This is a genomic window from Methanosarcina siciliae T4/M (assembly GCF_000970085.1).
Lineage (GTDB): Archaea > Halobacteriota > Methanosarcinia > Methanosarcinales > Methanosarcinaceae > Methanosarcina > Methanosarcina siciliae.
Genome location: NZ_CP009506.1, coordinates 1,621,360 through 1,645,140, shown reverse-complemented (window position 1 = coordinate 1,645,140; position 23,781 = coordinate 1,621,360). Strand labels below are relative to the sequence as shown.

20 protein-coding genes are annotated in these 23,781 nt (G+C 42.2%); 12 read left to right on the top strand and 8 right to left on the bottom strand.

From position 1 onward, the window contains the following. Positions 1 to 339 precede the first annotated feature (339 nt). A complete protein-coding gene (locus MSSIT_RS07050) occupies positions 340 to 2,178 on the top strand; it encodes a M3 family oligoendopeptidase (protein ID WP_048171161.1) in 1,839 nt (612 codons plus the stop codon). Between the two features lie 575 nt (positions 2,179 to 2,753). Here MSSIT_RS07050 and MSSIT_RS24620 read toward each other — a convergent pair. Then, positions 2,754 to 2,990, bottom strand: coding sequence for a hypothetical protein (locus MSSIT_RS24620; protein ID WP_082089118.1), 237 nt, complete (start codon positions 2,988 to 2,990; stop codon positions 2,754 to 2,756). A 242-nt stretch (positions 2,991 to 3,232) separates the two neighbouring features. Between MSSIT_RS24620 and MSSIT_RS07045 the strand changes: the two genes are divergently transcribed. Further along, on the top strand, positions 3,233 to 4,414 hold the full coding sequence (locus MSSIT_RS07045) for a tetratricopeptide repeat protein (protein ID WP_048171159.1): 1,182 nt from the start codon (positions 3,233 to 3,235) through the stop codon (positions 4,412 to 4,414). Positions 4,415 to 4,563: 149 nt separating this feature from the next. Here the strand turns inward: MSSIT_RS07045 and glgP are convergent, their stop codons facing one another. After that, a complete protein-coding gene (glgP, locus tag MSSIT_RS07040; RefSeq protein WP_048171157.1) occupies positions 4,564 to 6,243 on the bottom strand; it encodes an alpha-glucan family phosphorylase in 1,680 nt (559 codons plus the stop codon). Positions 6,244 to 6,670: 427 nt separating this feature from the next. On the opposite strand from glgP, the gene MSSIT_RS07035 reads away from it, so the two are divergent. Both MSSIT_RS07035 and MSSIT_RS07030 read left to right on the top strand, forming a co-directional pair. After that, the gene (locus tag MSSIT_RS07035) at positions 6,671 to 6,841 is read left to right on the top strand and encodes a hypothetical protein (protein ID WP_156157334.1); all 171 of its coding nucleotides are present in this window, start codon (positions 6,671 to 6,673) and stop codon (positions 6,839 to 6,841) included. A gap of 54 nt (positions 6,842 to 6,895) precedes the next feature. Next, positions 6,896 to 8,110, top strand: coding sequence for a HEAT repeat domain-containing protein (locus MSSIT_RS07030; RefSeq protein ID WP_048171152.1), 1,215 nt, complete (start codon positions 6,896 to 6,898; stop codon positions 8,108 to 8,110). Here MSSIT_RS07030 and MSSIT_RS22995 read toward each other — a convergent pair. Further along, on the bottom strand, positions 8,103 to 8,273 hold the full coding sequence (locus MSSIT_RS22995) for a hypothetical protein (protein ID WP_156158808.1): 171 nt from the start codon (positions 8,271 to 8,273) through the stop codon (positions 8,103 to 8,105). The two genes, MSSIT_RS07030 and MSSIT_RS22995, sit on opposite strands and share 8 nt — an antisense overlap. Positions 8,274 to 8,511: 238 nt before the next feature. Between MSSIT_RS22995 and MSSIT_RS07025 the strand changes: the two genes are divergently transcribed. The 6 genes from MSSIT_RS07025 to MSSIT_RS07000 all read left to right on the top strand — a co-directional run bounded on the left by MSSIT_RS07025 (position 8,512) and on the right by MSSIT_RS07000 (position 14,977). Then, on the top strand, positions 8,512 to 9,504 hold the full coding sequence (locus tag MSSIT_RS07025; RefSeq protein ID WP_048171149.1) for a GAF domain-containing protein: 993 nt from the start codon (positions 8,512 to 8,514) through the stop codon (positions 9,502 to 9,504). Between the two features lie 377 nt (positions 9,505 to 9,881). Then, positions 9,882 to 10,322 carry a pyridoxamine 5'-phosphate oxidase family protein gene (locus MSSIT_RS07020; RefSeq protein ID WP_048171147.1) on the top strand — a complete coding sequence of 147 codons (441 nt, stop codon included), beginning with the start codon at positions 9,882 to 9,884 and terminating at the stop codon, positions 10,320 to 10,322. Positions 10,323 to 10,745: 423 nt separating this feature from the next. Then, positions 10,746 to 11,150: a pyridoxamine 5'-phosphate oxidase family protein gene (locus MSSIT_RS07015; protein ID WP_048171145.1), complete on the top strand. Its 405-nt coding sequence runs from the start codon at positions 10,746 to 10,748 to the stop codon at positions 11,148 to 11,150. Between the two features lie 175 nt (positions 11,151 to 11,325). Continuing rightward, positions 11,326 to 11,535, top strand: coding sequence for a hypothetical protein (locus MSSIT_RS07010; protein WP_048171144.1), 210 nt, complete (start codon positions 11,326 to 11,328; stop codon positions 11,533 to 11,535). A gap of 155 nt (positions 11,536 to 11,690) precedes the next feature. Beyond that, positions 11,691 to 12,587 (top strand): DUF1638 domain-containing protein, encoded by an 897-nt coding sequence (locus MSSIT_RS07005; RefSeq protein WP_048171142.1) that lies wholly within the window; start codon positions 11,691 to 11,693, stop codon positions 12,585 to 12,587. Positions 12,588 to 12,769: 182 nt separating this feature from the next. After that, the gene (locus tag MSSIT_RS07000) at positions 12,770 to 14,977 is read left to right on the top strand and encodes a sensor histidine kinase (protein WP_048171140.1); all 2,208 of its coding nucleotides are present in this window, start codon (positions 12,770 to 12,772) and stop codon (positions 14,975 to 14,977) included. A gap of 109 nt (positions 14,978 to 15,086) precedes the next feature. On the opposite strand, the gene MSSIT_RS06995 is transcribed toward MSSIT_RS07000, so the two are convergent. Continuing rightward, a complete protein-coding gene (locus MSSIT_RS06995) occupies positions 15,087 to 15,818 on the bottom strand; it encodes a YkgJ family cysteine cluster protein (RefSeq protein ID WP_048171138.1) in 732 nt (243 codons plus the stop codon). Positions 15,819 to 16,074: 256 nt separating this feature from the next. On the opposite strand from MSSIT_RS06995, the gene MSSIT_RS22990 reads away from it, so the two are divergent. Both MSSIT_RS22990 and MSSIT_RS06990 read left to right on the top strand, forming a co-directional pair. Continuing rightward, positions 16,075 to 16,218, top strand: a complete 144-nt coding sequence (locus MSSIT_RS22990; protein WP_156158807.1) for a hypothetical protein — start codon at positions 16,075 to 16,077, stop codon at positions 16,216 to 16,218. Positions 16,219 to 16,717: 499 nt separating this feature from the next. Next, positions 16,718 to 18,853, top strand: coding sequence for a sensor histidine kinase (locus MSSIT_RS06990; RefSeq protein ID WP_048171136.1), 2,136 nt, complete (start codon positions 16,718 to 16,720; stop codon positions 18,851 to 18,853). A gap of 31 nt (positions 18,854 to 18,884) precedes the next feature. Here MSSIT_RS06990 and MSSIT_RS06985 read toward each other — a convergent pair whose 3' ends face one another. The 4 genes from MSSIT_RS06985 to MSSIT_RS06970 all read right to left on the bottom strand — a co-directional run bounded on the left by MSSIT_RS06985 (position 18,885) and on the right by MSSIT_RS06970 (position 23,777). Beyond that, positions 18,885 to 20,000 (bottom strand): transglutaminase domain-containing protein, encoded by a 1,116-nt coding sequence (locus MSSIT_RS06985; protein ID WP_048171134.1) that lies wholly within the window; start codon positions 19,998 to 20,000, stop codon positions 18,885 to 18,887. 139 nt (positions 20,001 to 20,139) lie between these two features. Beyond that, positions 20,140 to 20,976: a helix-turn-helix transcriptional regulator gene (locus MSSIT_RS06980; protein ID WP_048171132.1), complete on the bottom strand. Its 837-nt coding sequence runs from the start codon at positions 20,974 to 20,976 to the stop codon at positions 20,140 to 20,142. Between the two features lie 96 nt (positions 20,977 to 21,072). Further along, the gene (locus MSSIT_RS06975; RefSeq protein WP_048171130.1) at positions 21,073 to 22,308 is read right to left on the bottom strand and encodes an ABC transporter permease; all 1,236 of its coding nucleotides are present in this window, start codon (positions 22,306 to 22,308) and stop codon (positions 21,073 to 21,075) included. A 35-nt stretch (positions 22,309 to 22,343) separates the two neighbouring features. Next, positions 22,344 to 23,777 carry a COG1361 S-layer family protein gene (locus tag MSSIT_RS06970; RefSeq protein ID WP_048171127.1) on the bottom strand — a complete coding sequence of 478 codons (1,434 nt, stop codon included), beginning with the start codon at positions 23,775 to 23,777 and terminating at the stop codon, positions 22,344 to 22,346. Positions 23,778 to 23,781: the final 4 nt, after the last annotated feature.

Here is a 23,781-nt window from a genome sequence, read left to right as displayed (position 1 = left end):
ACCTTTTTTAAGAACTTATCTTTCTAAGAACTTGTTTTGTAAAAACTTAATGAGAGGACGGATATAAATACTTCGATCCTGATGAGTCTTTTTCCTTGAACCAGTCTCTCAACCGCAATCCGTAGAACTGCAATTATAAGCTTTAGATTTTAGTTTGCGTTTCTGAACACTTTTTGAACAGCAGGTTCATATGAGTTAGTCCCGATATAATGAGTATTAGTCCCGATATATTCTCAGTCAGAAATATATGTTTTCAGTAAACTGGTTTTTACCGTCTTTTCAGGGTATGGGACTTCCGAAAAAGCAGAGAAAGCTTCCGGAAGCACAGGAGAGAATCACATGTTTAAAGAGCTTAATCCCGATGAGGTTACAACGGAATGGAACGATGCCTATATTTTCAGCAGCAGGGATGCTGCCCTTGAAAAACTTGGAGCACTAAAAAAGAGCCTGGAAGAGATAAACGAGACGTATCGTCCGGAATTTGAGAAGCTGTCCGGGACTGTTTTACTCGGATATCTGGAAGCCGAAAAAGAGTTTTCAAGATCTATTGACATTCTCTATACCTATGCATACACTCAGCTCAGCAAAAACGTGAATGAGCAGTTCTTTATGTCTCTTCTTTCGGATACTCAGGACCTGCTTACCGAATATAAAAAGGTTAGCGCCTTTTCAACCGTGAAACTGACCTCGCTCAATAAGGAGGATTGGGACCGGCTCTTTTCCGAAGAGCCCGGACTTGAGTCATACAGGGCTTATCTTGAAGCAACCTATATGAGGTTTGTAGAGCACAGGCCGGGCGATGAAGCTCAGGCCGTATATCTGGCAGAGCTCGAAAATCAGCGTATGAAACTGGAGACCGAAGCCCTTTCCAGAATCACCAATACAGTCACCATGGCAGGAAGCATAACTCTTGATAACGGGGAAGAGTTTTCAGTAAATTCCCAGTCTTACAATACCCTGCTTTCAATTGACCGGAGCCGGGAAAACAGGAAAAGGTGTTATGATAAGAGGTTTTACCACCTGATTGACGAATCCGATTCAATGGCTTCTTTGTATGCGGAAAAAGCCCGCTTTGACGATCTTGTTGCAGCACAGCTGAATTACCCTGACTTTTATGAAGCCAGCCTGTATAGTCTTTATCTCACAAAAAATCAGGTTGATGATATGAATACGGTTTTTAAGGAAAGAAAAGCCGTATTTGAAGCTTATAATGAGTTCAGGAGGAAAAAACTAGGGCTTGAAACACTAAAGCCTTATGACCTTATGCTGCAGTTGACGGACCAGCCCGCTAAAAATTATACTTACCTGGACGCTGTGCATGAGATCCAGAAATCCTATGCCGGGATGGATCCTCGTTTCAACGAAATTTTCTTAAAAACGGTAACCGGAAATTTCATCGACGCATATCCATCCCCCGAAAACGGAAAACAGCCAGGCGGTTACTGTTACGGCCTCTATGCCCTGAAGGCTCCTGCCCTGATTTTCATGAACTACAACGGCATTATAAGTGACCAGAAGACCCTCACCCATGAACTGGGGCACGGAATCAACTTCTATCTGATGGGCAATTCCGTGGATTATCTCTACTGCACGGGCCAGATCTATGAAATGGAGGTCCCGTCCACTTTCAATGAAGAACTCTTTGTCGATTATGTGGTCGAAAACTCGGATAAGGAAACCGCAGTCGCTGTGCTTGCCCAGCACATTGGGGAATACCAGAATTATTTTACCCGCCAGCCCATGATTACGGAATTCGAATATAAGGCTCACCAGCTCTGTGCTGAAAAAAGCAATGAAAACGGAACTGTCAGCGGAGCAGAACTCAATGCCCTCTGGACCGCCCTTTCTAAAGAATACAGGAGCGACTCGGTAGAATATTACGCTGAAGATTCTGCGGAATGGACCTACATTAACCACATCTACCTGACAAATAATTACTATACATTCAATTACGCGATTTCAAAAGCAATAACACTCGCCCTCTTCAAGCAATACAGGGAGGAACCTGAATCCTTCAACAAAAACTACATTGCCTACCTCTCAGCAGGTGCAATAATGCCTCCCGAAGAAAAACTCAAGCAATACTTCGGGATAGAAATCAACAGGCAGCTCTTTGAAGATGCCATGGATGTCGTGGAGCTGAGAATTCAGGAATTGAATGAACTGGGAAATAGATGACGACGGAAATAGATGACGAAACTGAATTTCCCTTAAACCTTTTTTCCATTTACTCTTTTTTGGCGGTTCACAAGGAAATAACGAATTCTGAACTTTCTTCCCTGTCCAAAGCACATTTCCCTTGATCCCGGGAACCTGGTTTAAATAATCCACTAAATTTCAGCGCCTCCGCCAGCTTGTCTGGCGGCTTTTCCCAAAAAGAAGAGAATACAGATTTGAATGAAAAATAAGACATAAGACCTAAATTTGTACTCATTTGGCCTTTGTACTCATTTGACCTGTTTGCTTCTCTTTTTCACTCACAAGCGTTTCAGAAGCTTTTAATTGCCTTACATGCTGTTTTTATTCTTCTTTACGTTCTTTTTTTCTTCATTTTTGTGGGAAAGACCGCTCTCCTGCGTCGAGCGGGAAAGAACGACAAAATACAGTGAATATGGTTTCGCGGGTTAGAGAAATCGTAAAGAACCCACCTGAGCGAAGTAAGTGAAAAGGACCTCGTGCTTCGGAGCGGAAATAAGGTAGATCTAAGGCATGTGAGAGTAAAGGCATGTGAGAGTAGATGACCTATTTTGCATTCAGGCGTTGTAGGCATCATAGATCTGTGCGACCCATACAACCATTCCCATTAAAATCCCGATTCCGACAATGCTCATGAATGCACTGATTAGCAGGGCTGCCCAGACGCCAAGTGCCTTTGATACCTGCCCCTTTACAAGCTGGCCCAGGCCGGGGATGAAAAAAGAAAATAATGCTGGGGCTCCATGTGTTTTCTTGTAGCTCGTAAGTTTACCCTCCCTTCTTTTAGAAAATATGTTGAAAATCTGCTGACTGATTGCTGGTTACCAAAAATATTCGTTACTTTAATTAATTTGTTTATTTATTAAAATTAGGGTAATAAGTTCTTAGTAACATGAATGACTTCAAGCTTCAAAAGGACTTTAAGAAAAGCTTTGAAAGAAAACACTGAAAAAAGCGACAAAAAAGACTTAAAAAGACTTATATTCTCGGAACTCGAAAACACCGGTAACTCAGACCAAAAAGTTCAACGAAAGTTATGATCCGCAAAAAACAAATCGAAAAGCCCTTTGAATGGGACCCGCCTGCTCCTTCAACAGTCTATATTAAAATCAAAAATATCCCCTACGAGACTTTTAAAACTAGGCTGAACCAGGGGCTGGTTACTACCGATATTGACCAGATACGGTACCGTCTGGAGAGGCACATCTACTGCTGCGGGGTCTGTTCGAAGTACATAAACGGGTACTGTATAATCACTAACCGAAGGGCCGAACCTGGCTGGATCTGCAAGTCTTTCGTGCCAAAAGAGGAGTTCATATATCTTGATGCCAGGTCTGCCCGGGGGGGCTCGGAAGGGTTCAGGTACCTCTCGGAAACCGGGCTTGAAAGAGATAGAACGGAAGATAAAGGGGAAGCCGGAGGTACGGAAACCGGAGGGGAAGAAGGCATTTACGAAGAAGGAGTTGCTCTTTATAGGCAGGGGAGGTTGAGGCTTGCACTCAAAGCTTTTGACCGTGTGCTGGAAGAAAATCCTCTGGATTTTCCGGCCCTGTACCATAGGGGAAATTCCCTCCTGAAACTCAAACGCTATGAAGAAGCTCTTGAGACCTTTGAAAAGGCTTCGGAAATCAAGTCTGAGAATGCAGGGCTCTGGACTAACATGGGTTTTGCTTTAAAAAAGCTTGAACGTTTCCGGGATTCACTTGAGGCTTTCGAAAAATCCATTTCCCTGAACCCTGTGCAGAAAAACGCCTGGGAAGGCAAGGACTCCGTGCTCTCTCTAGTAAACCTGTGTGAAGAAAAGCTCAGTGAGTATGAAAAAACCCTGGGAAAAAATCCCGGGGACCCCGATGCCCTGTTTGAAACCGGGAAACTCTGGCTCAGGCTTGGTGAGCAGGAAAAAGCTATGCAGGCGTTTAAAAAAGCCCTTGAGGTGAAACCTGAAAATGCCGAAGCCTGGCAGCTCCGGGGAAAAATCCTCTTTAAAGCCGGTTCGGAAAAAGAGGCTTTTCATGCTTTTGAGAAGGCAACCCGGCTTAAGCCCGATAATCCCGAAGCCTGGTATGAAAAAGGAAAGGTTTTCCTGAAACTAGGAAATCTGAGAGCTGCTGAAAATGCTTTTAAGATTGCAGCCGACCTCTGGGAGAGTAAAGGGTTTAAAACAAAAGCTGAAAATGCTCTTGAAAGTATTCGTAGAATGGACCCAGGAAAAGCATAAGTTTTTCCGGACTTTTTCCTGTGGTTGACCTTTTCTTTAACTTGCTTTTTCTTTAACTTGCTTTTTCTTTCAATTGATCTTTTTCTTTCAATTGACCTTCTTTATCTGACTTTCTCCTTCAACTTTTCCTAACAACCGATTTTTAGAAATTACAGGTAAGCATGCGTAACATAACGCCGCATCATCCGGTGGCTGTTGAAATAATATGCAATCATGCCTATCGAGTTGTTAATCAGTTTAAACCATTCGTCTCTGCGTTCGTAATAGGTGGGAACGATAATGTAGTAGAGTTTGTTGTAAAGGTCGTCAAGTTCGGCAAGCCTTGCTTCCTCTCCCGAGAGGCGTTCTTCGAGCCTGGGTCCTATGGACCAGCCGGTTACCCCTTCGATCCACCCTTCAATCCACCAGCCGTCAAGCACGCTGAAATTTACGACCCCGTTATGGGCAGCTTTCATGCCGCTTGTGCCCGAAGCCTCATAAGGGCGGGTCGGGGTGTTCAGCCAGACGTCAACTCCGGAAACCATTTTTGCGGCAAGTTCCATGTCATAGTTTTCCAAAAAGACTATCTTGATCTCGTTTCGGAGCGTTTCGATACTTCTGAAAATATCTCGTATAAGCTGTTTGCCGGCTTCGTCACGCGGATGGGCTTTGCCTGCGAAGATCAGCTGAATTCTTCCCCTTCTGTTAATCTTTCTAAGCCTTTCAAGGTCGGATAGGATCAGGGTTGCACGTTTATACTCAGCCATACGCCGTGCAAAACCTATTGTCAGGGTCTCATAGTCCATGCCTGCTCCTGTCCTTTTGTTGACCTCATCTATGAGGGCCTTTTTTGCATTTCTGCGGGCTTGCCAGATTTCATCATCCGGAATTCCTCCTATCCTTACCAGAAGTTCGGGCTCATTTGCCCATCCTGGCAGATAGCGGTCAAAAAGTTTCCTGAAAAAAGGAGAAGTCCAGGTATAGGAGTGGACTCCATTTGTTATTGCCTGAATTGAGTAGCCGGGGAATAGTTCGCTTGAAACCCGGCTGTGCCGCTTCGTGACGCCATTGACATAGTCAGACAGGTTGAGGGCAAAAAGGCTTGTATCAAAACGGTCTGTTCCTCCAAATCTTCTGAGGATTTCCTCATCGTTTTTGTCCCGGATAAGGTCTTCTACAAGCCTGTAATCGAACTTGTCATGCCCGGCTTCTACGGGGGTATGAGTGGTAAAAATGCAGAGGTCCTTTACTTTAGTAGCGTCTTTATTATTGCACTTTAAGAGTTCCAGGGCGAGCAGGCTTGAGTGCCCTTCATTCATATGATATTTCCGGACCTTAAAGCCCAGAGCATTAAGCATCCTCACTCCCCCTATCCCGAGCACGATTTCCTGCTTAAGCCTGTAGGAGTGGTCCCCTCCATAAAGAAAATCTGTGATCCCGCGGTCTTCCCATGCGTTCCCCTCTACATTGGTATCGAGGAAAATAATGGGGACACATCCCCCTGTCAGGCTCTTGCAGTTATATTGCCATGCCTGGATTTTAACCTCTCTGTCCTGAATTTTAACGCTCACTTCCTGCTGCATTCTGGTCATAAAACTCGAAGGGGTCCATTCTTCAATTTTTTCAGTCTGGTTCCCCATGACGTCAAGGCTCTGCCTGAAATATCCTTTATTGCTGACCAGAGTTACCGCAACAAGCGGAATTTTTAGGTCTGAAGCCGAGCGAATTGTATCGCCTGCGAGCACTCCAAGCCCGCCTGCATATGTAGGGATTTCATTGCGAAGTCCTATTTCCATTGAAAAATAAGCTATTTTCTGACCTTTCAATACTCCTTGAAAATCATTTTCCATGTCTGTAAATCCCCCTGTCATTATATTAGCGGGTACATTTAAAAAAAAGATTATATAAATGCTTTCAGCACAGTCTTTTAGAATGATCTCTCTGTTTTTCTCTACAAATTTTCTCTCTACAAATTATATTTATAATGATGTCTGCGGTGATATATTAAATTGATCTATGACTGCCTGAAGGACTCAAATAAAACTTAAAGTAAGCCAAGCTTCAAATAAGTACAGTAAGGCTTTGAGTAAGTGAAATCAAACCTAAACCATATCAAGTAAGGTTTTGTGTAAGTCAAATTAATATTCAATACGTTAATAAAATTTAACCTTTTCAGGCTTTTAAGGAATCTGAACCGGAATGTGACTACAAAATATGCGGAAATAAAATGCCTGAAATCCTGGAATATGTGTGAATTTCTTTAATTTTTCAGGGGATGTGAAGATCCCAAAAGATTTATCTTCAACTGCTCCCAAATCAAAAATAATCGCAGGGCAAACTGACGAATATGCTTTACTGCTAATTTTAATTTTTTTAGATGAAGATTTTAATTTCATAATGTTTTTATATATGATTAAAATAACAAATATGAATATATTAAACAGGTAAATCATATTCCGGTAGATGTAGAATTAGTGGTAGAAATAAAGTAGGTGGAAAGAAATGCCTGAAAGTATTATATCTCTCCCCCCCGGAGATCCTGATGATAAGGAGGTAATTTCTTTTAGGTCTCTGGAGTTGCTTAAAGCTCGGGCAGTGGGAGAAAAAGATCATACGGATAGACGCGAAGTCCTTCTCACCCTTGCAAAAAATTCTCGTGAAAATGGAGATATTTTTGAATTCATTAAAGAGCGAGCTGTTGAGGATAGCCATTATTCGGTTCGAAAGGTTGCCCTTCAGGAGCTGGCAAGGTTCTGGCATGAAAACCCGGAAACCCTGCCTTTTCTCCGGGAAAGAGCTACCGAAGACTGTAATTATGAAGTAAGGAGGGCTGCTGTCAAAGAGCTGGCAGAAAACTGGAAACATTTGCCTGAAATTCCTGAACTACTGAGGTATTGGGCTGAGAATGCGGGAGATAAATTCGTCCGAAGTACATCTCTCCAGGAGCTTTCCAGATGCTGGGGTAAAAACTGTTGCAGCCTTGATTTTATTACAGATAGGGCTGTAAAGGAAAAAGACGGTTTTGTCAGGGCTATTGCAATCCAGAGTGTTGCAAAATACTGGAGTACGGAGCCTGCCGCCCTTCAGCTACTCATGGATAAAGCCCTGAACGACGAGCACTATGCTGTAAGGAGTGCAGCTTTGCAGGAACTGGCTGGGAAATGGCCTTCCAGAGAAGATATCCTTCCCTTTATTAAGGAAAGGGCAGTTAAGGATGACCATTATTCCGTAAGAGGGGTTGCGATTCAGGAACTTGCAAACGGCTGGCGGAATGAGCCTGAAATTCAGGACTTTATCAAGGACAGGTGCATTCACGATGAGGACAACATGGTCAGGGGAACTGCAGTCAGTCTGCTTGCCTCCTTATGGCCTGAAGAACCTGGGACCTTTGAACTGATCATGGATACAGCGATTTCTGACGAACATTATTCGGTCCGGAAAAATGCCATGGAAGAACTTGCAAAAACCTGGCACGAAAAGCCGGAAACACTTCACCTTGTAAGAGATAGGTTGCTGAATGACAGCGATAATTTTGTACGGGTTAATGCAGTTCAGGAACTTGCAAAAATCTGGCATACGGACTCCGGCACTCTTCCCTTGATTAAGGAGATAGCCCTTAAAGAAAAAGATGAATTTGTAAGAGATGCTGCTGTCCGGGAATTAATAGACGGCTGGCAGGATGAAAATGTAAAAAAGTTCGTAAATAAATTTACTTGACTGAAAACTTTTCTTTATTTTTCTTCTTCCTTTTCTTTTTCCTCTTCTTTTTCCTCTTCTTTTTCCCCTTCTTTTTCCCCTTCTTTTTCTCCTTCTTGTTCTCCTTCTTGTTCTCCTTCTTTTTCTTGTTATTATTTTCTAGACACGTCCTCTCCCTAAGCAAGCCTGATTGAAGTTTTGTTTATATATTTTTCCCTTGATTTTTCTTTTTTTCTACCAATTCCAGGGTTCGTATTTCACCTCCCACATACAGCAATGTGCCTCTTCATCATGATCCTGCCTGAAGTTCAAATCAAAATCTATTTAATTTATTGCGTCTTTCTATGTGATTGTAACAAAAATATTAAATACATGAAATTTTCTCATAGCTTCCTGTAAAAGTTTCCTGAATGGAGAATACGATGGCTAAAGCAACTTCAAACTCGGCTAAAAACGGAAGTAACAGCAAACAAAAAGCCTGCAAATATCTCAATGAGGTAGCTTTATGCAGCGCACTTGAGATGGCGAAAGAGCTGATCTCAGTAATAAATAAAGTTCCTGTAACTGTTTTCCTGTGGCGGCCTGAGAAGTACTGGCCTGCTGAGTTTGTCTCAGAGAACATAAAGCATTTCGGGTATACGGTGGAAGAATTCACCTCAGGGAAACTTCTGTATGGGAATATTGTGCACCCTGATGATCTCGAAAGGGTCGAAAGAGAGCTCTCTAGAAGGATCGAGGAAGACTATGTGGATTTCTCTCAGGAATACAGGATACTTACAAAGTCAGGGGAAGTACGCTGGGTTGATGAAAGAACCTTTATCGAAGCCGATGAGAATGGGGTCGTAAAGTATCTTAAAGGTATAATTCTTGATGTTACCGAAAGAAAACGAAAAGAAAAGCTGCTTTATATCCAGCGGGACCTTGGAATCTCTCTTAGCACTTCGCAACACCTGGATGGGACACTTGATATATTGCTTGATTCGTGCCTTCAGATAGATGAAATAGATGTCGGAGGCATCTACCTGGTTGACGAAGATACCGGCGATATGGCCCTAGCCATCCAGAGTGGTTTTTCTCCCACCTTTGTTGAGAATGCCTCTTACTACAGTGCAAATTCCCCAAACACCAAGCTGGTTATGATAGGACAACCTGTCTATAAGCAGCATATAGACCTCCTTCTCACCTCCAGAGACGATGCACTCAGGCAGGAAAACCTGAGAGCTACGGCAATAATTCCGGTTAAGTCCGAAAATGAGGTCATTGCCGCTTTTTATCTTGCCTCAAGTATGGAATATGAGCTTTCGGATAGCGTACGCACGGTTATTGAAACCATCGCAACCCAGTTTGGAGTTTTTATCTCCCGTATCCGACTTGAAGAAAGGCTAAAAGAGTGTGTGAAGAAGCGAAAGTCCTGATTTCTTTTTTCTTTTTGACTTTTTTATATCGACTATTTAATTCTGACTTGTTTTCCCCTTCTGAAAAGGTCAATGCTTCTTTTCTCTAAACCACTCACTCTGTTTTTGCTATCCCTGTTGCATTTTTACTTGCAAGTTCCGTAATTTATAAGAAAAATTTATAAATTTTGTCCCTATAATGTGTATGGGGAAAGGACTGCAAATATCAGTTAGGTCATGAGTAGAAATATCAGTTGGGTCATGAGTAGATTTTTTCCCTTCATAGCACTGATCGAAGAATACCCTGGAATATAGTATCTGGAAAGGCTCGAAGTAAAGTTCGACGTAAAAGATCTCTGATAGGGTCCGACTAAAAGTTACAATTTATGGTGGGGAATATGACAGAAGAGCTCAAAGCTAAGATTTGCGAATACCTTGCAACTCACAATTACCTGAACCTCGCAACCCTCAGCCCGCAGGGCAGGCCAATGGCTCATACGATGGCGTATGTTTCCGAAGATGAAGTCGTATACGTGGCAACCAATAAAAACACCCGGAAAGTCCAGAATATCATTAACAACCCTTATGTAGCCTTTACGGTTGATGAGGACGATCCTGATTGGTTTGATATGCAGGCACTCCAGGTAGAAGGTAAGGCATCGATAGTCAATGATGAGACAGAATTGCGAGAAGTCGGGGAGATCATAGCAGCCAAATTCCCTGTTACTGCAGATATGCCGCCCGATCCGGATACCATCATGATAAAAATAGAGCCTGAGCTTGTCTATTATCTTGATTACAGCGTTGAGTTCGGATACAGGACAAGCGTAACTTTCTGAACAATAGATTTCTGCTATTGATAGGCTAAAAAATGATATTTTTGTTATATCATTTTCAGATCTCTTTTTTGAATATTTTTGGGATAATAAGCAAGATATCAGTTTAAGAAAGACAGAAATTCAGGCATAAGGCTCATCTGTAAACTCAGGAATGGACTCGTACAATTGCAGCCATTTTTCCAGTAAATAACTTTTTCGTTCCTGGAACCAATCTCAAGCCCAATTTTTTCCCGTACCCCCTCAACCAAATTTCTGATGTCTTTATACATCAATTTAATCCCTCTTTTTAGCTTTAATGGCATTTAATATTCCATATTTCATCAGTAAAGGTTATTAAAGTACACAAATATCTCTTCAGGTACAGAATTCTAACGCTTAAATATATAAATTTATACTGCAAATCAACCTGATGGTGAAAATGTTATGGCAAAGTTAAGTGAAGAAATGAAGACTGCTTTTTCAAAGGTAAAGATCTTTCCTGTTGCAACGGCTTCAAAAGAGGGAGTTCCTAACGTAGTACCCATAGGTTTCTGCCAGCTTGTTGATGACGAGACTATCTGGATTGCAGACAATTTCATGGTTAAGTCCCTTGCAAACCTGGAAGAAAACCCAATCGTTGCAATCTATGTGTGGGGGCCGGGAACAGGCGGGTGCTACCAGATAAAAGGAAAAGCTACAATTATCAGGTCAGGCGAAAAATTCGATAAGATGAAAGCAATTGTGAATGCTGCAAAACCAGGTCTTCCTGCAAAAACCCTCATCGAGATCATGATAAGTGACGTTTTCCAGTGCGCTCCCGGTCCTGCAGCAGGAACTAAACTCCTCTAATCGGAAAATTCACCCTTAAAAAATCGGAAAATACACCTTGAAAGGCGCTGGCTAATATACCATCCGTACAGGTTAACCATTTGTCAGGTATCCTCTCAAAGAAGTGAATTTATGACAAATCCAAATTGCATCTGTGGGATACCTCTTGAAAATACAATGAATCAGGAGTGAGGATATGGTTGAAGATAAGGGAAACCCCCCTATTTTTTGTGAAAAGCTCTGCATAGTATGTAAGGGTGCAAGAGCAGGCAATAGTATCTGTAAATCTATTCAGAACCTTGAGCTGAAGATCTTCGGGGAAAATGGTTGTATCTGGGGAGCGGCAAGGACAAAGTATTATGGAGTTACTCCTGATAAGAAAATTCCTGAAAAATCAAAAAAATAAATCTGGGAACTCCAGACCCTATTTCCAAAAACCCCCTCGATTTCTCATTTTTAGCTGTTGAGTTTGATTACATAAATATTGAATTAGCCTAAAAAGCACGGAATTTTGCTATAAAAGCTAAGGGTGTAGACCTGAAATACAATTGTAAGTGAAACATGCCTGTGTTAAGCATTATCGCCTGTGGTATGCTCGAAGACGAGCTTGTACATGTGCTTTCTAAAGACTGCGAACTGAAGCAGCTAATCGTCGTGGAGAACAGGAATAATTTGGGGTTTCTTCGGAAACTCAGGGCCGGAAAATGTATCCCCAGGACAATTCCTCTGGACAGAGTTCAGATGTTTTTTAAAACCGGGTGTAACCCCGATTTCGAAACTCTCGCAAAGTTCCTTGCCCCCTTTCCGTTATTTGGAAAAGTCTGTGAGAAAATGAATGCAAATGCGGGACAGCAGATAAGTGTGGTTGTAAATCTGCTCAGGCTTGGGTTACATGCCGACCTTGAGCTTCTGAAGTCCGAAGTTTACCGAAATATCCGGGAAATGGCTGCGTTTTCCGATGGAATCCTTATTTTCTACGGTACCTGTGGGCACGTTCTTGGGGAACTGGAAAAGGATTTCATAGACCTTGGATGTCCACTTTTTTTCCTGAAGGATAAAGCTGGAGAGATTGTTGAAGATTGTATCAGTACGGCGCTTGGAGGAAATGAGGCCTATGCCAGAGCTATGCTTGCCTGCAGAGGTAAAGGCACGATTTACCTTACACCCATGTGGGCTTCGAGCTGGAAAAATTTTGAGAAGGAGTCCGGAAGTAGAGACTTGAATAACAGGTATCTGAAAAATTCACGGTACTGCCTGGCTGTAAAGATAGAAACAGGAATTTCATATGAGCCGGGTTTTAGTGAAAATATTCAGGAGTTTGCCCGTACCTTTGGTATGAATACCATAACATTAAAAGGAAGCTCTGAAATTGCAGAGCAGGGATATTCCGATGCCAGAAAAATTATGGTCAAAAATCCTGGTCGCTTGCCCAAAAATCATCAAGACCCAGTATTATAAGTTTTTGATAGTGCTTATTTAAGTTCAGTCTCACTTTTTCTCTGAGATGTTTGAGTTTCAATAGTATAATATTAATGATTTTTGTATTATTAATTTTTTAATGTGTCTCCGAACTCTTATATAGTTTATCTTCTTTTAATAATAAATAATATAATAACTTCAAGCTCCTCGTTACTTCTAAGTTGTTGGGGGTATACGCGATAGATATTAGCAAAAAGGTTCTTATTATCACCCTCTTAATTTTTGCAGTACTTACAGCCTCATTTACATTTACACATAACATGCAGCTGTCCAACTTTTTGGAGCTTGAACGGGCTGATACATTAGAGAATGTAGAGCGAGTGCAAAACTCTGTTGCCACAGAACAGGGGTACCTGGACTATATTGTTCAGGACTGGGCTTGCTGGGATGACACCTACCAGTTTATTGACGATAAAAATCAGGAATACATAAATGTTGACCTGCAGAATCAGACGCTTGCAGGGATTAACGTTAACGTCATGATTTTCGTTAATAACTCCGGGGAAGTGGTTTATATCAAGTCTGTGGATACTCATACTGCGGAAGAAATGCCTGTTTCTGACGATCTGCTTGCAATGATAAAAGACGGAAGTCTTCTTACAACCGGAGAAGAAGACTTAATAAGCGGTTTTGTTTTGCTTGAAGAAGACCCCATGTTTATCTCCTGTCACCCTATCCTCACAACAACATATGAAGGCCCCTCTAAAGGCACCCTAATTTTTGGGAGATATTTTGACGATGAGCTACTTGATTCTTTTAAAAGGGTTACCCGCTCTTCCCTGCTGATGTACAGGGCAGACGAGAATATGCCTACCGATTTTCAGACAAAAATCAAAAACGCCTCGGAAAATCCTGACCGCATTATAGTTGAACCTCTGAATGAAGATCAAATTGCAGGTTATTTCGGGTTAAAGGATATAAAAGGCAATCTTGCTCTGCTCATCAGGGCAGACTTCCAGAGGGAACTTTATCAGCATGGTGAAAGAACCCTTAGTTACATGTACTGGTTCCTGATTCTGACCGGGCTTATGACAGGGGTCGGCGTCAAATTTGCGCTTGACAAATTATTTATTTCGAGATTAGTAGAAATTGACGATTTTGTCACAAAGGTAAGGTCAGAAAAAGACCTTTCCAAAAGGTTGGATCTCAAAGACAATGATGAACTCTATCGTCTGTCAAGAGAAATAAACGGGATGTTAAATGATATCTATCTTGCAGAACAGGAGGTAAAAGCTCAGGCCCGTGAAAAAAAAGTCCTGCTCGACTCGCTTAACGAACTGGTCGTTTTTGTGAGCCCCGAATTAAAAATCATCTGGGCAAACAAAGCTGCTCTCGAATATATGAATATGGATCTGGAGTCGGCAATGGGAGTCTGCCTGAAAGCCACTCCAGGGATTAGCGGGCCTTTAGTTGAATTCATGTATCTTGAGCATATCTTTACAGGTAGGGAGAAAAAATCAGGTGAATTTACTGCAAAGGATGGAAAAGTCTGGTTTGTCCAGGCAACTCCTGTGACAGATGATCAGGGAAAGATCATAGGCGTGCTTCAAACCTGCAGGGATGTTACTGAAAGGAAAGAATCCGAAAAACTGCTTCAGGAAAAACAGGTTGCTGAGGTCGCAAATCGTACTAAAAGCGAGTTTCTGGCAAATATGAGCCATGAGTTGAGAACTCCGCTTAACTCAATCATAGGGTTTTCTGACCTATTATATGAAAAAATTTATGGAGATCTCAACGAAAAACAACTCAAAGCTGTCGGAAACATTTCAAGGAGTGGAAAACACCTTCTGAACCTTATTAACGATATTCTTGACCTCTCTAAGGTTGAGGCTGGAAAGCTTGAACTTGAGTATAAAGAGTTTGAGCTCAGCAGTAAACTCAATTCTATAAAAAATCTGCTATCTCCTATTGCAGACAGGAAAATGATTGAGGTTCAAATCCGGGTGGATGAAAGCCTTAACACTATCCGGGCCGATGAGGCTCGTTTTGCTCAGATCATGTACAACCTGCTGGATAATGCTATTAAATTTTCTAAGGAAAACGGACTTGTGAAAATAGAGGCTAAAAGGAAAGGAGATATGGTAGAAATAAAGGTCAAAGACTATGGGATCGGAATCAAGGTTGAGGATCAAAGCAAGCTTTTCAAACCTTTCAGCCAGGTAGCTTCCTTTTCATCAAAAAAAGTCCAGGGAACAGGGCTCGGACTTGCCCTGGTAAAACAGATTGTTAACCTGCATGGGGGCTATGTCTGGTTTAATAGCAGGATAGGAAAAGGAAGTACCTTTGCTTTCACAATTCCGATAAACGGAAACAAAAGAACCGAAGGCGACGGTGAAGTAGAATCATCCAACCGTTCAGAAACGGCTTAATATCCTGAATTTTCAGGGAAACTTAAAAAGAATAGATAAAATCCCGGCAACTGCTTGAAAATCCCCGGTATGCAGTTTCGTCTTTAAGCTATAGATTCTCCAGTCCAGGTCAAAAGGTAGGTTTCTCGATTTTCCTACTGAAATCAATATCGGAACCTGCTGTTTTTATCCTGTACATTTCTAACTTTCCTTCTACCCTAAATGTTTCAATCTGATCTATTTCTACCTGATACGTTTCAACGCAATCTTTCTGGAGGCTTAAAAGTTCTGCCAGAGTAAAAACGGCGTGCGGACTTTTTCCCGTTCTGGATTTTCTTAACCGTTCATAATCAAAATAAAGGTCATCATAACTTACTACATGACAGAACCATTCAATCGGGATAGGGAACCGGGCCAAAAGGGGAATCGCAGATTCAAAATAGGTCCTGCAAGCTTTATTTTTTGATAACTGGCACCAATTGTCTATCGTGAAATTCACTTTTCCAGCCTCAACCGTAAAAACAACAGGGTAGATTTTACAGATTATAGGTTTAAAATCACTGCATTCGCATTCTCCGGTTTCTTCATTCAGAAAAGGACATAATTCCCCAAGTTTTAAGACGTGAACAAGAGTTCCGTCGTCCATTTCCAAAACATCCAGGTACCTGAGCTTGAATTCTGAAACGCTTATACCAATTTTTTTTGCCATATATTCTTTTTCACCAGGGAGTAGGGTTCCTATTTTATTGTGCTCGCAAGCCCCCCCACATGCCTTGCAAACATTAAAAGTATTCTGGTTACTTCCACTAAACATCTTATGGAAGTTCTCGTACATGTACATAGGTATTTTCCTGAAAATCAATCTAAAAACCTCAAATATGTAAAACTGGGTTATTGGTTATATTTTTTATAAGTTATATTTACATGTATGCATCAAGAAGCTTTTTTTACAGGTTTAAAAAATAAAATAAAGGGGTTTGACTTACAAAGAAAAATGTTATTAGATTTTCTGCTCTTGAAAAAGGAATTAGGTATAAAAAATTTACCAGGCTAACTAAAATTTTTTATGGTTTAAGCTGGAAGTAGCGCTTGAACAGGACATTTAGGGTTGTAAAATAATGGAAAAATACATATTTTTAGTGCCAGTTTACACAGGTTTATTGTTACTATTATTCGGACTTTTCAAGCAGAAGTATGCTGTTTTTATTATCTTATCTGGCCCAGAAAAAGAATGCATTTCCGGAACCTGCCCCGAATCCTGATTTTTCTCAAAATCTCATGGTTTGATTTCGATATTCGTCTATTTTTATGAAATTGTGAAGTCAGGGCAGAAAATTATCCTCAAATTATAATTTAAACCTAAAAATGAAGATCTTCTTAATCGGTCTGGAGAAGATAAAAACACAGTTTATTTCCGGAATGATAAAAGAGATACCAGTAAGCTCATCTCAAAAGCAATTTTATCCTTAAGAACGTAAGATTTCGAAACCTTTTTTCAAAATCAGAAATTAACCCTGCTATCCGAACACAAGATAAAGAGAATTGGTTTTAAGTTACCCGGGTTCAGTTCCAGAAATGTTCCGGTCCCGATTATCGGCACGAATTCTAGAGGAATTTATGCTCTAGTTAGCAATCTTTATATATTTTTTCACTTCATTTTTTATACAGATAGCTGCATTTTAACTTGTACAGGGTACAAAATATTGCGCTACCCAGTTGCATGTATGTGGTTTCACTTCCGGCAACATGTTGGTGATATGTATGGATGTAAGTAAAAAACTATTGATAGTTATTTTCACAATGTTTGCTTTGTTAACTGTGCTTTTAATAATTGCAGCCCATACAATCCTGTTATCGAGTTATTACGACCTTGAAACCCGGGACACCATCAAAAATACCGAAAAAATAGAACAGGCAATTGCCTGGGAAGCTTTGTCTATAGACAGAACCGCCAGAGATTGGGGTTTCTGGGATGATACATATAAATTTGTAGATACCTTAAGCCCTGAATACATAGAGTCAAACCTGGATGACAGTACTCTTTACGATCTGGACCTCAACGTTATGCTTTTTATAAACAAATCCGGGGTCCTTGTCTATCCGATGTCTGTGGATCTGGTAAACATGACAAATGTTCCGGTTCCTGAAGGGCTTCTGAAGCAAATTGACAGTGGAACTCTCACAACCCGGGAAAATACGGATCAAATACAGGGAATCATCCTGCTTGATGAAGGGCCGATGCTTATCGTTGCCCGCCCAATTCTTACAAGTTTCGGAGAAGACCCTTCTGCGGGAACCCTGATTCTTGGAAAATATATTGACAACTTCTACATATCTTCTCTTGAGGAACGTACCCAGACTTCCTTATCTTTTTACACCATAAATGAGGAAATGCCCTCTGACTTTCAAGAAGTATTTGACGAAGCTGCCAGCAATGATGGGAGCGCTGTTAAAATCCTTGGAAGTGATAGGGTAGCCGGGTATTTTATGCTGAGAAATACAACAGGAGAGCCCGTAGCTCTCATGAGAGCTGATTATCCCCGTGACCTCTATGCACAGGGTAAAAATACCCTGGGTTATATTTACGTTTTCCTGCTACTCAGCGGGCTGGTTATAGGAACCGCAACCAAATTCAGCCTGGACAGTCTTCTGGTATCAAGGCTCATCACCATTGATGGTTTTCTTGAAAATGTAAAAAGAGAAAAAGATATTTCAAAACGCCTTGAAGTGGAAGGAGAAGATGAGATTCACAGGCTTTCGAAAGGTATCAACGAAATGCTTTCCAGCATCAGGCTTGCTGAACAGGAGCTTAAGGCCAGAGAGTATGAAAAAAAGTTTATTCTTGATTCCCTTGAAGAAATGGTGGTGCTCAGGGATCCGAACTTTAAAATTCTCTGGGCAAACAGAGCTGCCCTCAACAATAAGGATCTTTTAATGGATGGAGCCGAATCTCCGGCAGCGGATAGCCCTGAAGCTCCGGATACGGACAATATCCCTAAATCTCGGAATCTTCCGGCCCCCGATTGTGAGGACCATGAACTCACCTCTTCTGAAGGAAAAACCTGGCTTATCAGGTCAAAACCTGTATGTGACGAGATCGGAAATAGAATTGCGGTTCTTGAAACCGGTGTGGAGATAACGGAACGAAAGAATTATGAAATCGAACTCTTCCGCGCAAAACAGGAAGCTGAAGTTGCAAACCGCGCGAAAAGCGCATTCCTGGCTAATATGAGCCACGAACTGAGGACCCCGCTCAACTCAATTATAGGCTTCTCCGACCTTCTGTATGAAAAAGTGTATGGGGAACTTAATCCAAAACAGACCAGATATGTCGGAAATATTTCAAATAGTGGAAAACACCTGTTGAACCTGATTAATGAAATCCTTGACCTTTCCAAAGTAGAAGCCGGGAGCTTTGAACTGCATTACAGCGCTTTCTGGATGGCCGAAGTTTTTGCTGAAGTTCGGGACATGACCTTTCCATTTGCCACCAGCAAAGGACTAAAAATAGAACTTGAGATTGAAAGCAACCTCCCTCGAATTTATGCTGACAAGGAAAGGATCCTGCAGGTTCTCACCAACCTGGTGACTAATGCAATCAAATTTTCAAGTGAAAACGGGAGCATAAGGGTTAAAGCAGCACAAATGGACAGTTTTTTGAAAATAACCGTAGCTGATGATGGAATAGGAATTGCAGCTGCCGACCATGAAAAGCTCTTCAAGCCTTTCAGCCAGATAGACTCCTCCTCTTCGAAAAAGTATCAGGGAACCGGACTAGGGCTTGCCCTTGTAAAAAAAATTGTGCAACTCCATGGGGGCACTGTCTGGTTTGAAAGTGAGGCCGGAAGAGGAAGTATCTTTGGCTTTTCTATTCCCCTTCCAGGCAGGAACGAATAACTCCCGAATTAAAAAAGAGAGGTCGGAAATATTAGAACCGACCCGATTTCATTTTTTGATAGCTTTCTGGAATGTTGTTCCAGGACACCGGCGCATTTTCAAGTTGCGTATCCAAATCTATGAAATACTCGTTATTGTAGTAGTACCAGACTTCCACAGCCGGGTACGTGCAGTCCCTATACTGGTCATAGTCGATATCCGAAGAATCTGCAGGTATCAGTTCTGAACTGTCGTCATCATAGTAAGGGCCGTCAGTAGCATCCAGGGGGAGCCATTCTCCGTCCTCGTAAACCTCTACCCAGGCGTGCCCGCCACTGACATCTCCGAAATCGACTTTTCCTATGGCAACCCTCACCGTGCTCTCATTGTATTCTCCTGAAGCTATCAGAAGGGAAGCAAGGGTATTTGCCTGTTCCTCACAGTCGCTGGCAGGCTCTCCATACACCGGGTTGCTGGAATAATCAGGTGTCTCTTCAAGAAACTCAGTTGGAGTGAGCCACTGTTCCTCTTCATTATTCAGGGTTTCGTCCGAGACCCAGGTCCAGGAGAGAGCAGCTTCATAAATATCATATTTATCGTCAAGGTCGTTTTCTTCAAGATAAGATTCTACAGCCTCAGCGTCCGGAGTAACATACATCTGATAGTTCGAGGTTACATCCGTACTTTGTAGTTGCTGTTCCTGCATGAAATTATTCAATTCCTCTCTGTCCGGGATTCCCCTTCTTACAGGATCTTCTCTGCTCATGCCGGGAGGCAACTGCTCAGATCTGTCCCTGCTGAAAGCCAGCTGGTTATTTTGCACCATAGGCTGCCTATTTTGTATCATATCTGCTCCCCTGGAAGGCAGGTCGAATTTCCAGTTATAGATTCCGACAGTATTACCCGTAGTTTCAATAATATCCATCAGGTTGAAATACCGGCTTCCCGAAATCCGGCTCGCAACGGATGAACAGTAAGAAGTAATACCACATGCAACGGCCTTATTGGGGGGAACATTGCTGGAAGCAGCCTCATAGAAACCGTCAACATTTTCCCGATTGATTCCGAAATTTCCTGCATCCAGGCTTTCGCAGGCACAGACCGATCCTGCCAGTATGAAGGCAGCCAGTAAAACTATATTAATTTTTTTCATTCTGTTACCTACCATCCTGTTTTCTCTCTTTTCAATCTCCTGATATTGATTTGGTTATATTTTCTTCATTCAAAACTTAGTTTTTCTCTCTTTGAGTTTCTCTCTTTGAGTTTCTCTCTGTGGATTTCTCTCTGTGGATTTCTCTCTGTGGATTTCAGGTTTTCACAGTTTTCTGGTTTTCAGTTTCAATATGATTGGAAGTTTCAATATGGTCAGCAATTTCCATTTTTTTAGAAACTTCCGTATAATGTAGATGCAATTCTCTTCCCCAGTTCAAAGCTCCGGTTTCGGAAAAAGTGATAAACTGCTTGCTCCGTTTTCCGCTAAGCAGGAAAAATTCCATTGCTATGAACCGGTCTGTCACTACAAAGATAGGCAAATTTATATCCTCACTGCAAACAAACAGTTCAGTGTTTTTGGCTTCCTGAAACTTTTTTGTTTCAACCGGGAATTGATTGAACAATCTTTCAGCCACCGGTTCTGTCACACATAAAGAGAACTTTAAGCCTTTTTCCGTAAATTCGGAATAAATGAGTGGGATTTCCGGATGCAAACAGGAGCAAAAAACCGAAATTTCCTCTGAAGCCCTTAAATTTTCCAGAATTTCCGGAGGAATTTCGAATAAATACTCCGCATTTGATTTTATCAGTTCAGACCTGCCCAGCTCTTCAAGCCTTCGCAACAAAAAATCGGGTACAGGGGTTAGGTCGTGTTGATTCCAGTACTCAATGTTTTCTTCAAAGAAAGCCAGAGAATCCAGCAGTCCTTTTATATTCCAAATTATCGGCATTGCTATTTCCGACAACCTGTATTCCCCGTTTTCTTCCTCAAGAAGCCCGAAATCTAGCAGTTTTTTGAGGTGGTACCTTAAAGAGCCTGAACTTATGTCAAGCGAACTTTCAATTTCCTCAAAACTTCCCTGTTTCTTTTCTATAAATAGGAGTATATCTCTCCTTTTTTCAGAGAGAGCTACCAGGTCAATAAGATTCATTTTATCCTACTCTCGGTTTTATCCTTGACAAAATATTAAGAAAGGGTTGACCCTTTCATTTAAAAATTTTCTTCAAGCTTAATTCTCTTTTTCCGCTTATTCGTACCTCAATGCGTCTACCGGCTTTAGTTTCGATGCCCTGTAAGCCGGGACTACTCCTGAACCCACACCTATTACGATTGCAAGGATCAGCCCGAAAGCCATCAGGTCAGGGGAAAGATATAAACCTGAATCACTCCCCCCACCCATCATGGTCATGCCCAGGTAAGGGAATAGAGTTGAAACAAAAGCTCCCAGGATTACTCCAAGTACACCGCCAACAAAACCTACCATTGCAGAGTTAAAGATGAAAATCATGAGGATATCCCTGTTTTTCGCTCCAATGGCTTTCATAGTCCCTATCTCCTTTGTCTTTTCCAGGACTGAAGTAAACATGGTGTTTGCAATCCCCACGGCTCCTACAAGGAGGGAAACGGCTGCAATAGCTCCCAGGAAGAGGGTCATCGAACTCGTCATCTCGGTAACGGACTCAGCCATAGACTTTGAAGCGCTTACGGAAAAGTCCCGGTCATCTTCCTGAATAATATGCCTTGAGATCATGAGCTTGTCCTCAATATCTTCCATCAGCCCGTCTACCAGGTCTTCACTCTTGGCTTTTACCGTGATAGTATCGAAGACATCGTCTTCCGCATCGTCAATTATGTTTACTGCCGCATCGATTGGCATGTAAATGCTTCTGTCACCCCGCCCCTCTTCTGTAAGGATACCGACAACTCGCACCGATTTTCCGTTGATTGTTATTACCTGATTGATTCCAATTTCCTGGTCATAAGTCTCAGTGGCAACACCGCTTCCTATTACTGCTACATATTTGTCAGACGGTTCGAGCAACCTTCCTGATTGCGTTTCAAGCGTGGTCATATATTGCCAGACCTGGGGATCCACTCCTGTGATTGTCATAGTAGCATTTTCCCCTGCATAAATCACCGGTTCACTGCCGGAAATCTGCCCGGCTATATATTCGATTCCGTCCAGACCTTGAAGCGCCGTGATATCATCATCGGTTAATTCGACATCCGTTGTCGTGCCTCCTCCACCCCCGGGGCCGGGCATGTTTGACGATGCTCTGGTATATCCGGGGGAAATGGTTATTAGAGTCAGGTCCATTTCGGCAAGTCTGCTCTGCACCTGCTCCTCCATAGCATCCCCAAGGGAGAGGATGCCAACAACAGACCCGATCCCGATAACTATCCCGATAATGGTCAGCCAGCTCCTGAGTTTACTGTGCAGGAGCATGTTAAGGCCCATTTTCAGGTAGGTTGAATTTCTCATCTTGCATCCTTCCGTTTTCTGTGGATGTTGATCTTTCAGTCTTTTGACGTCTCATGGACGTATTTCTGCTCTTCAGGCTTTTTACTACCCGCAGTTATTCTGTTGCCTTCAGGTTTCTTGTTCCCGGGTTTTTTCTCTTTTCTTTCCCTTATCTTTTCCTGTATTTTCTTCCGGTACACGAATGCTCCGCCCGCAAGTATTATTACCGCTATATAGGGCAGGTACGAAGTGATGCCACCGCTATTGCCAGGTCCTCCCGTCTGTGGACCCATGGTTCCGCCGGTAATCTCAAGTTCTACCTCCTTATCGACGGTTATTCTCTCTCCTTTTGCATCCGTATATTCAATCTGGACTAACAGGGGATTGTTTTCCACGGAGGCAACGGTTAAATTTTCTCCTTCAGTACTTGCTTTTGCAGTACCCGGTCCATCTGTACTACCTTCAGCTCCTAAGGCACCCTGTGTGCTCGCAACGTCAAAGGTAGTGATTGTATAGTCTCCTTTCTCAAGATTTCCTACAATTGTTGAGGAACTCCCCGATACCTTGTAATTTTCCTGGTCCGGAACCGAGACTTTCACTGAATAAGCAATGTTATTACCTACGTTTGCAACCGAAAGCGAAATTTCTCCCTCATCACTTTCCGAGAAGGAAACGTCAAAGTCGGTTTCACCACCTACGAACACTCCTGCTGTAGTATTGATAGTTTGTTCATTTGAGTCATAGTCTTCAAGGGTAAGGGTTATGTCCAGAGTATAAAGTCCGGGATCCGCATTGACATCTGCCATTACGGAATAAGTAACGGTTACGGACTCTCCTGCATCCAGGTACTTGATGTACTTGGTGTTGTCCGAATATACCGGCAGGACCACGCCGTCAGGGTCTGTCCAGGATATCACCATGTTTTTCAGAGGGGATGTTCCGGTATTCGTTACGATGAACTCAAGTGTTTCTTCTTTTGCGATGTCGATGTTTGCCTTATCTATGGTCACGATCTGAGCGTATTCTTTCCCTCTTACATCGATGTAGACAGTTTTTGTGGTGGTGTATGTGGTTGCCGAAGATCCTGATCCGGTTTTATAGGTAGTTGTAATGTCCACGGGATACGTACCTGCAGAGGCATTGGAATCTACCAGGAGCTTGAATTTAAGGACACCTCCCTCATCATCATCTTGCCGTGCATTCAGATAGGAGATCTCTTTTTCAAGAGCTTCGCTGGAAATTTTTGAGAAAGGATATTCCGGATCGACGGTGACAGTAATATCTTTTGCATCCTTTGTTCCCACATTCTGCACGCTAACGGTAAGCTCAACAGTTTCTCCGGGGCGAGCAGTGTCCGGGTTCTGATTGGTTAAATTGACTTCCAGGGATGAAGACGTTATGTCCCCTGTAGAACCTAAGGCTGTTCCGGCCCCCAGGCATATGAACGCTGAAAACAGCAGCAAAATTGTTAGCAAAGAAAACTTTTTCATTTTT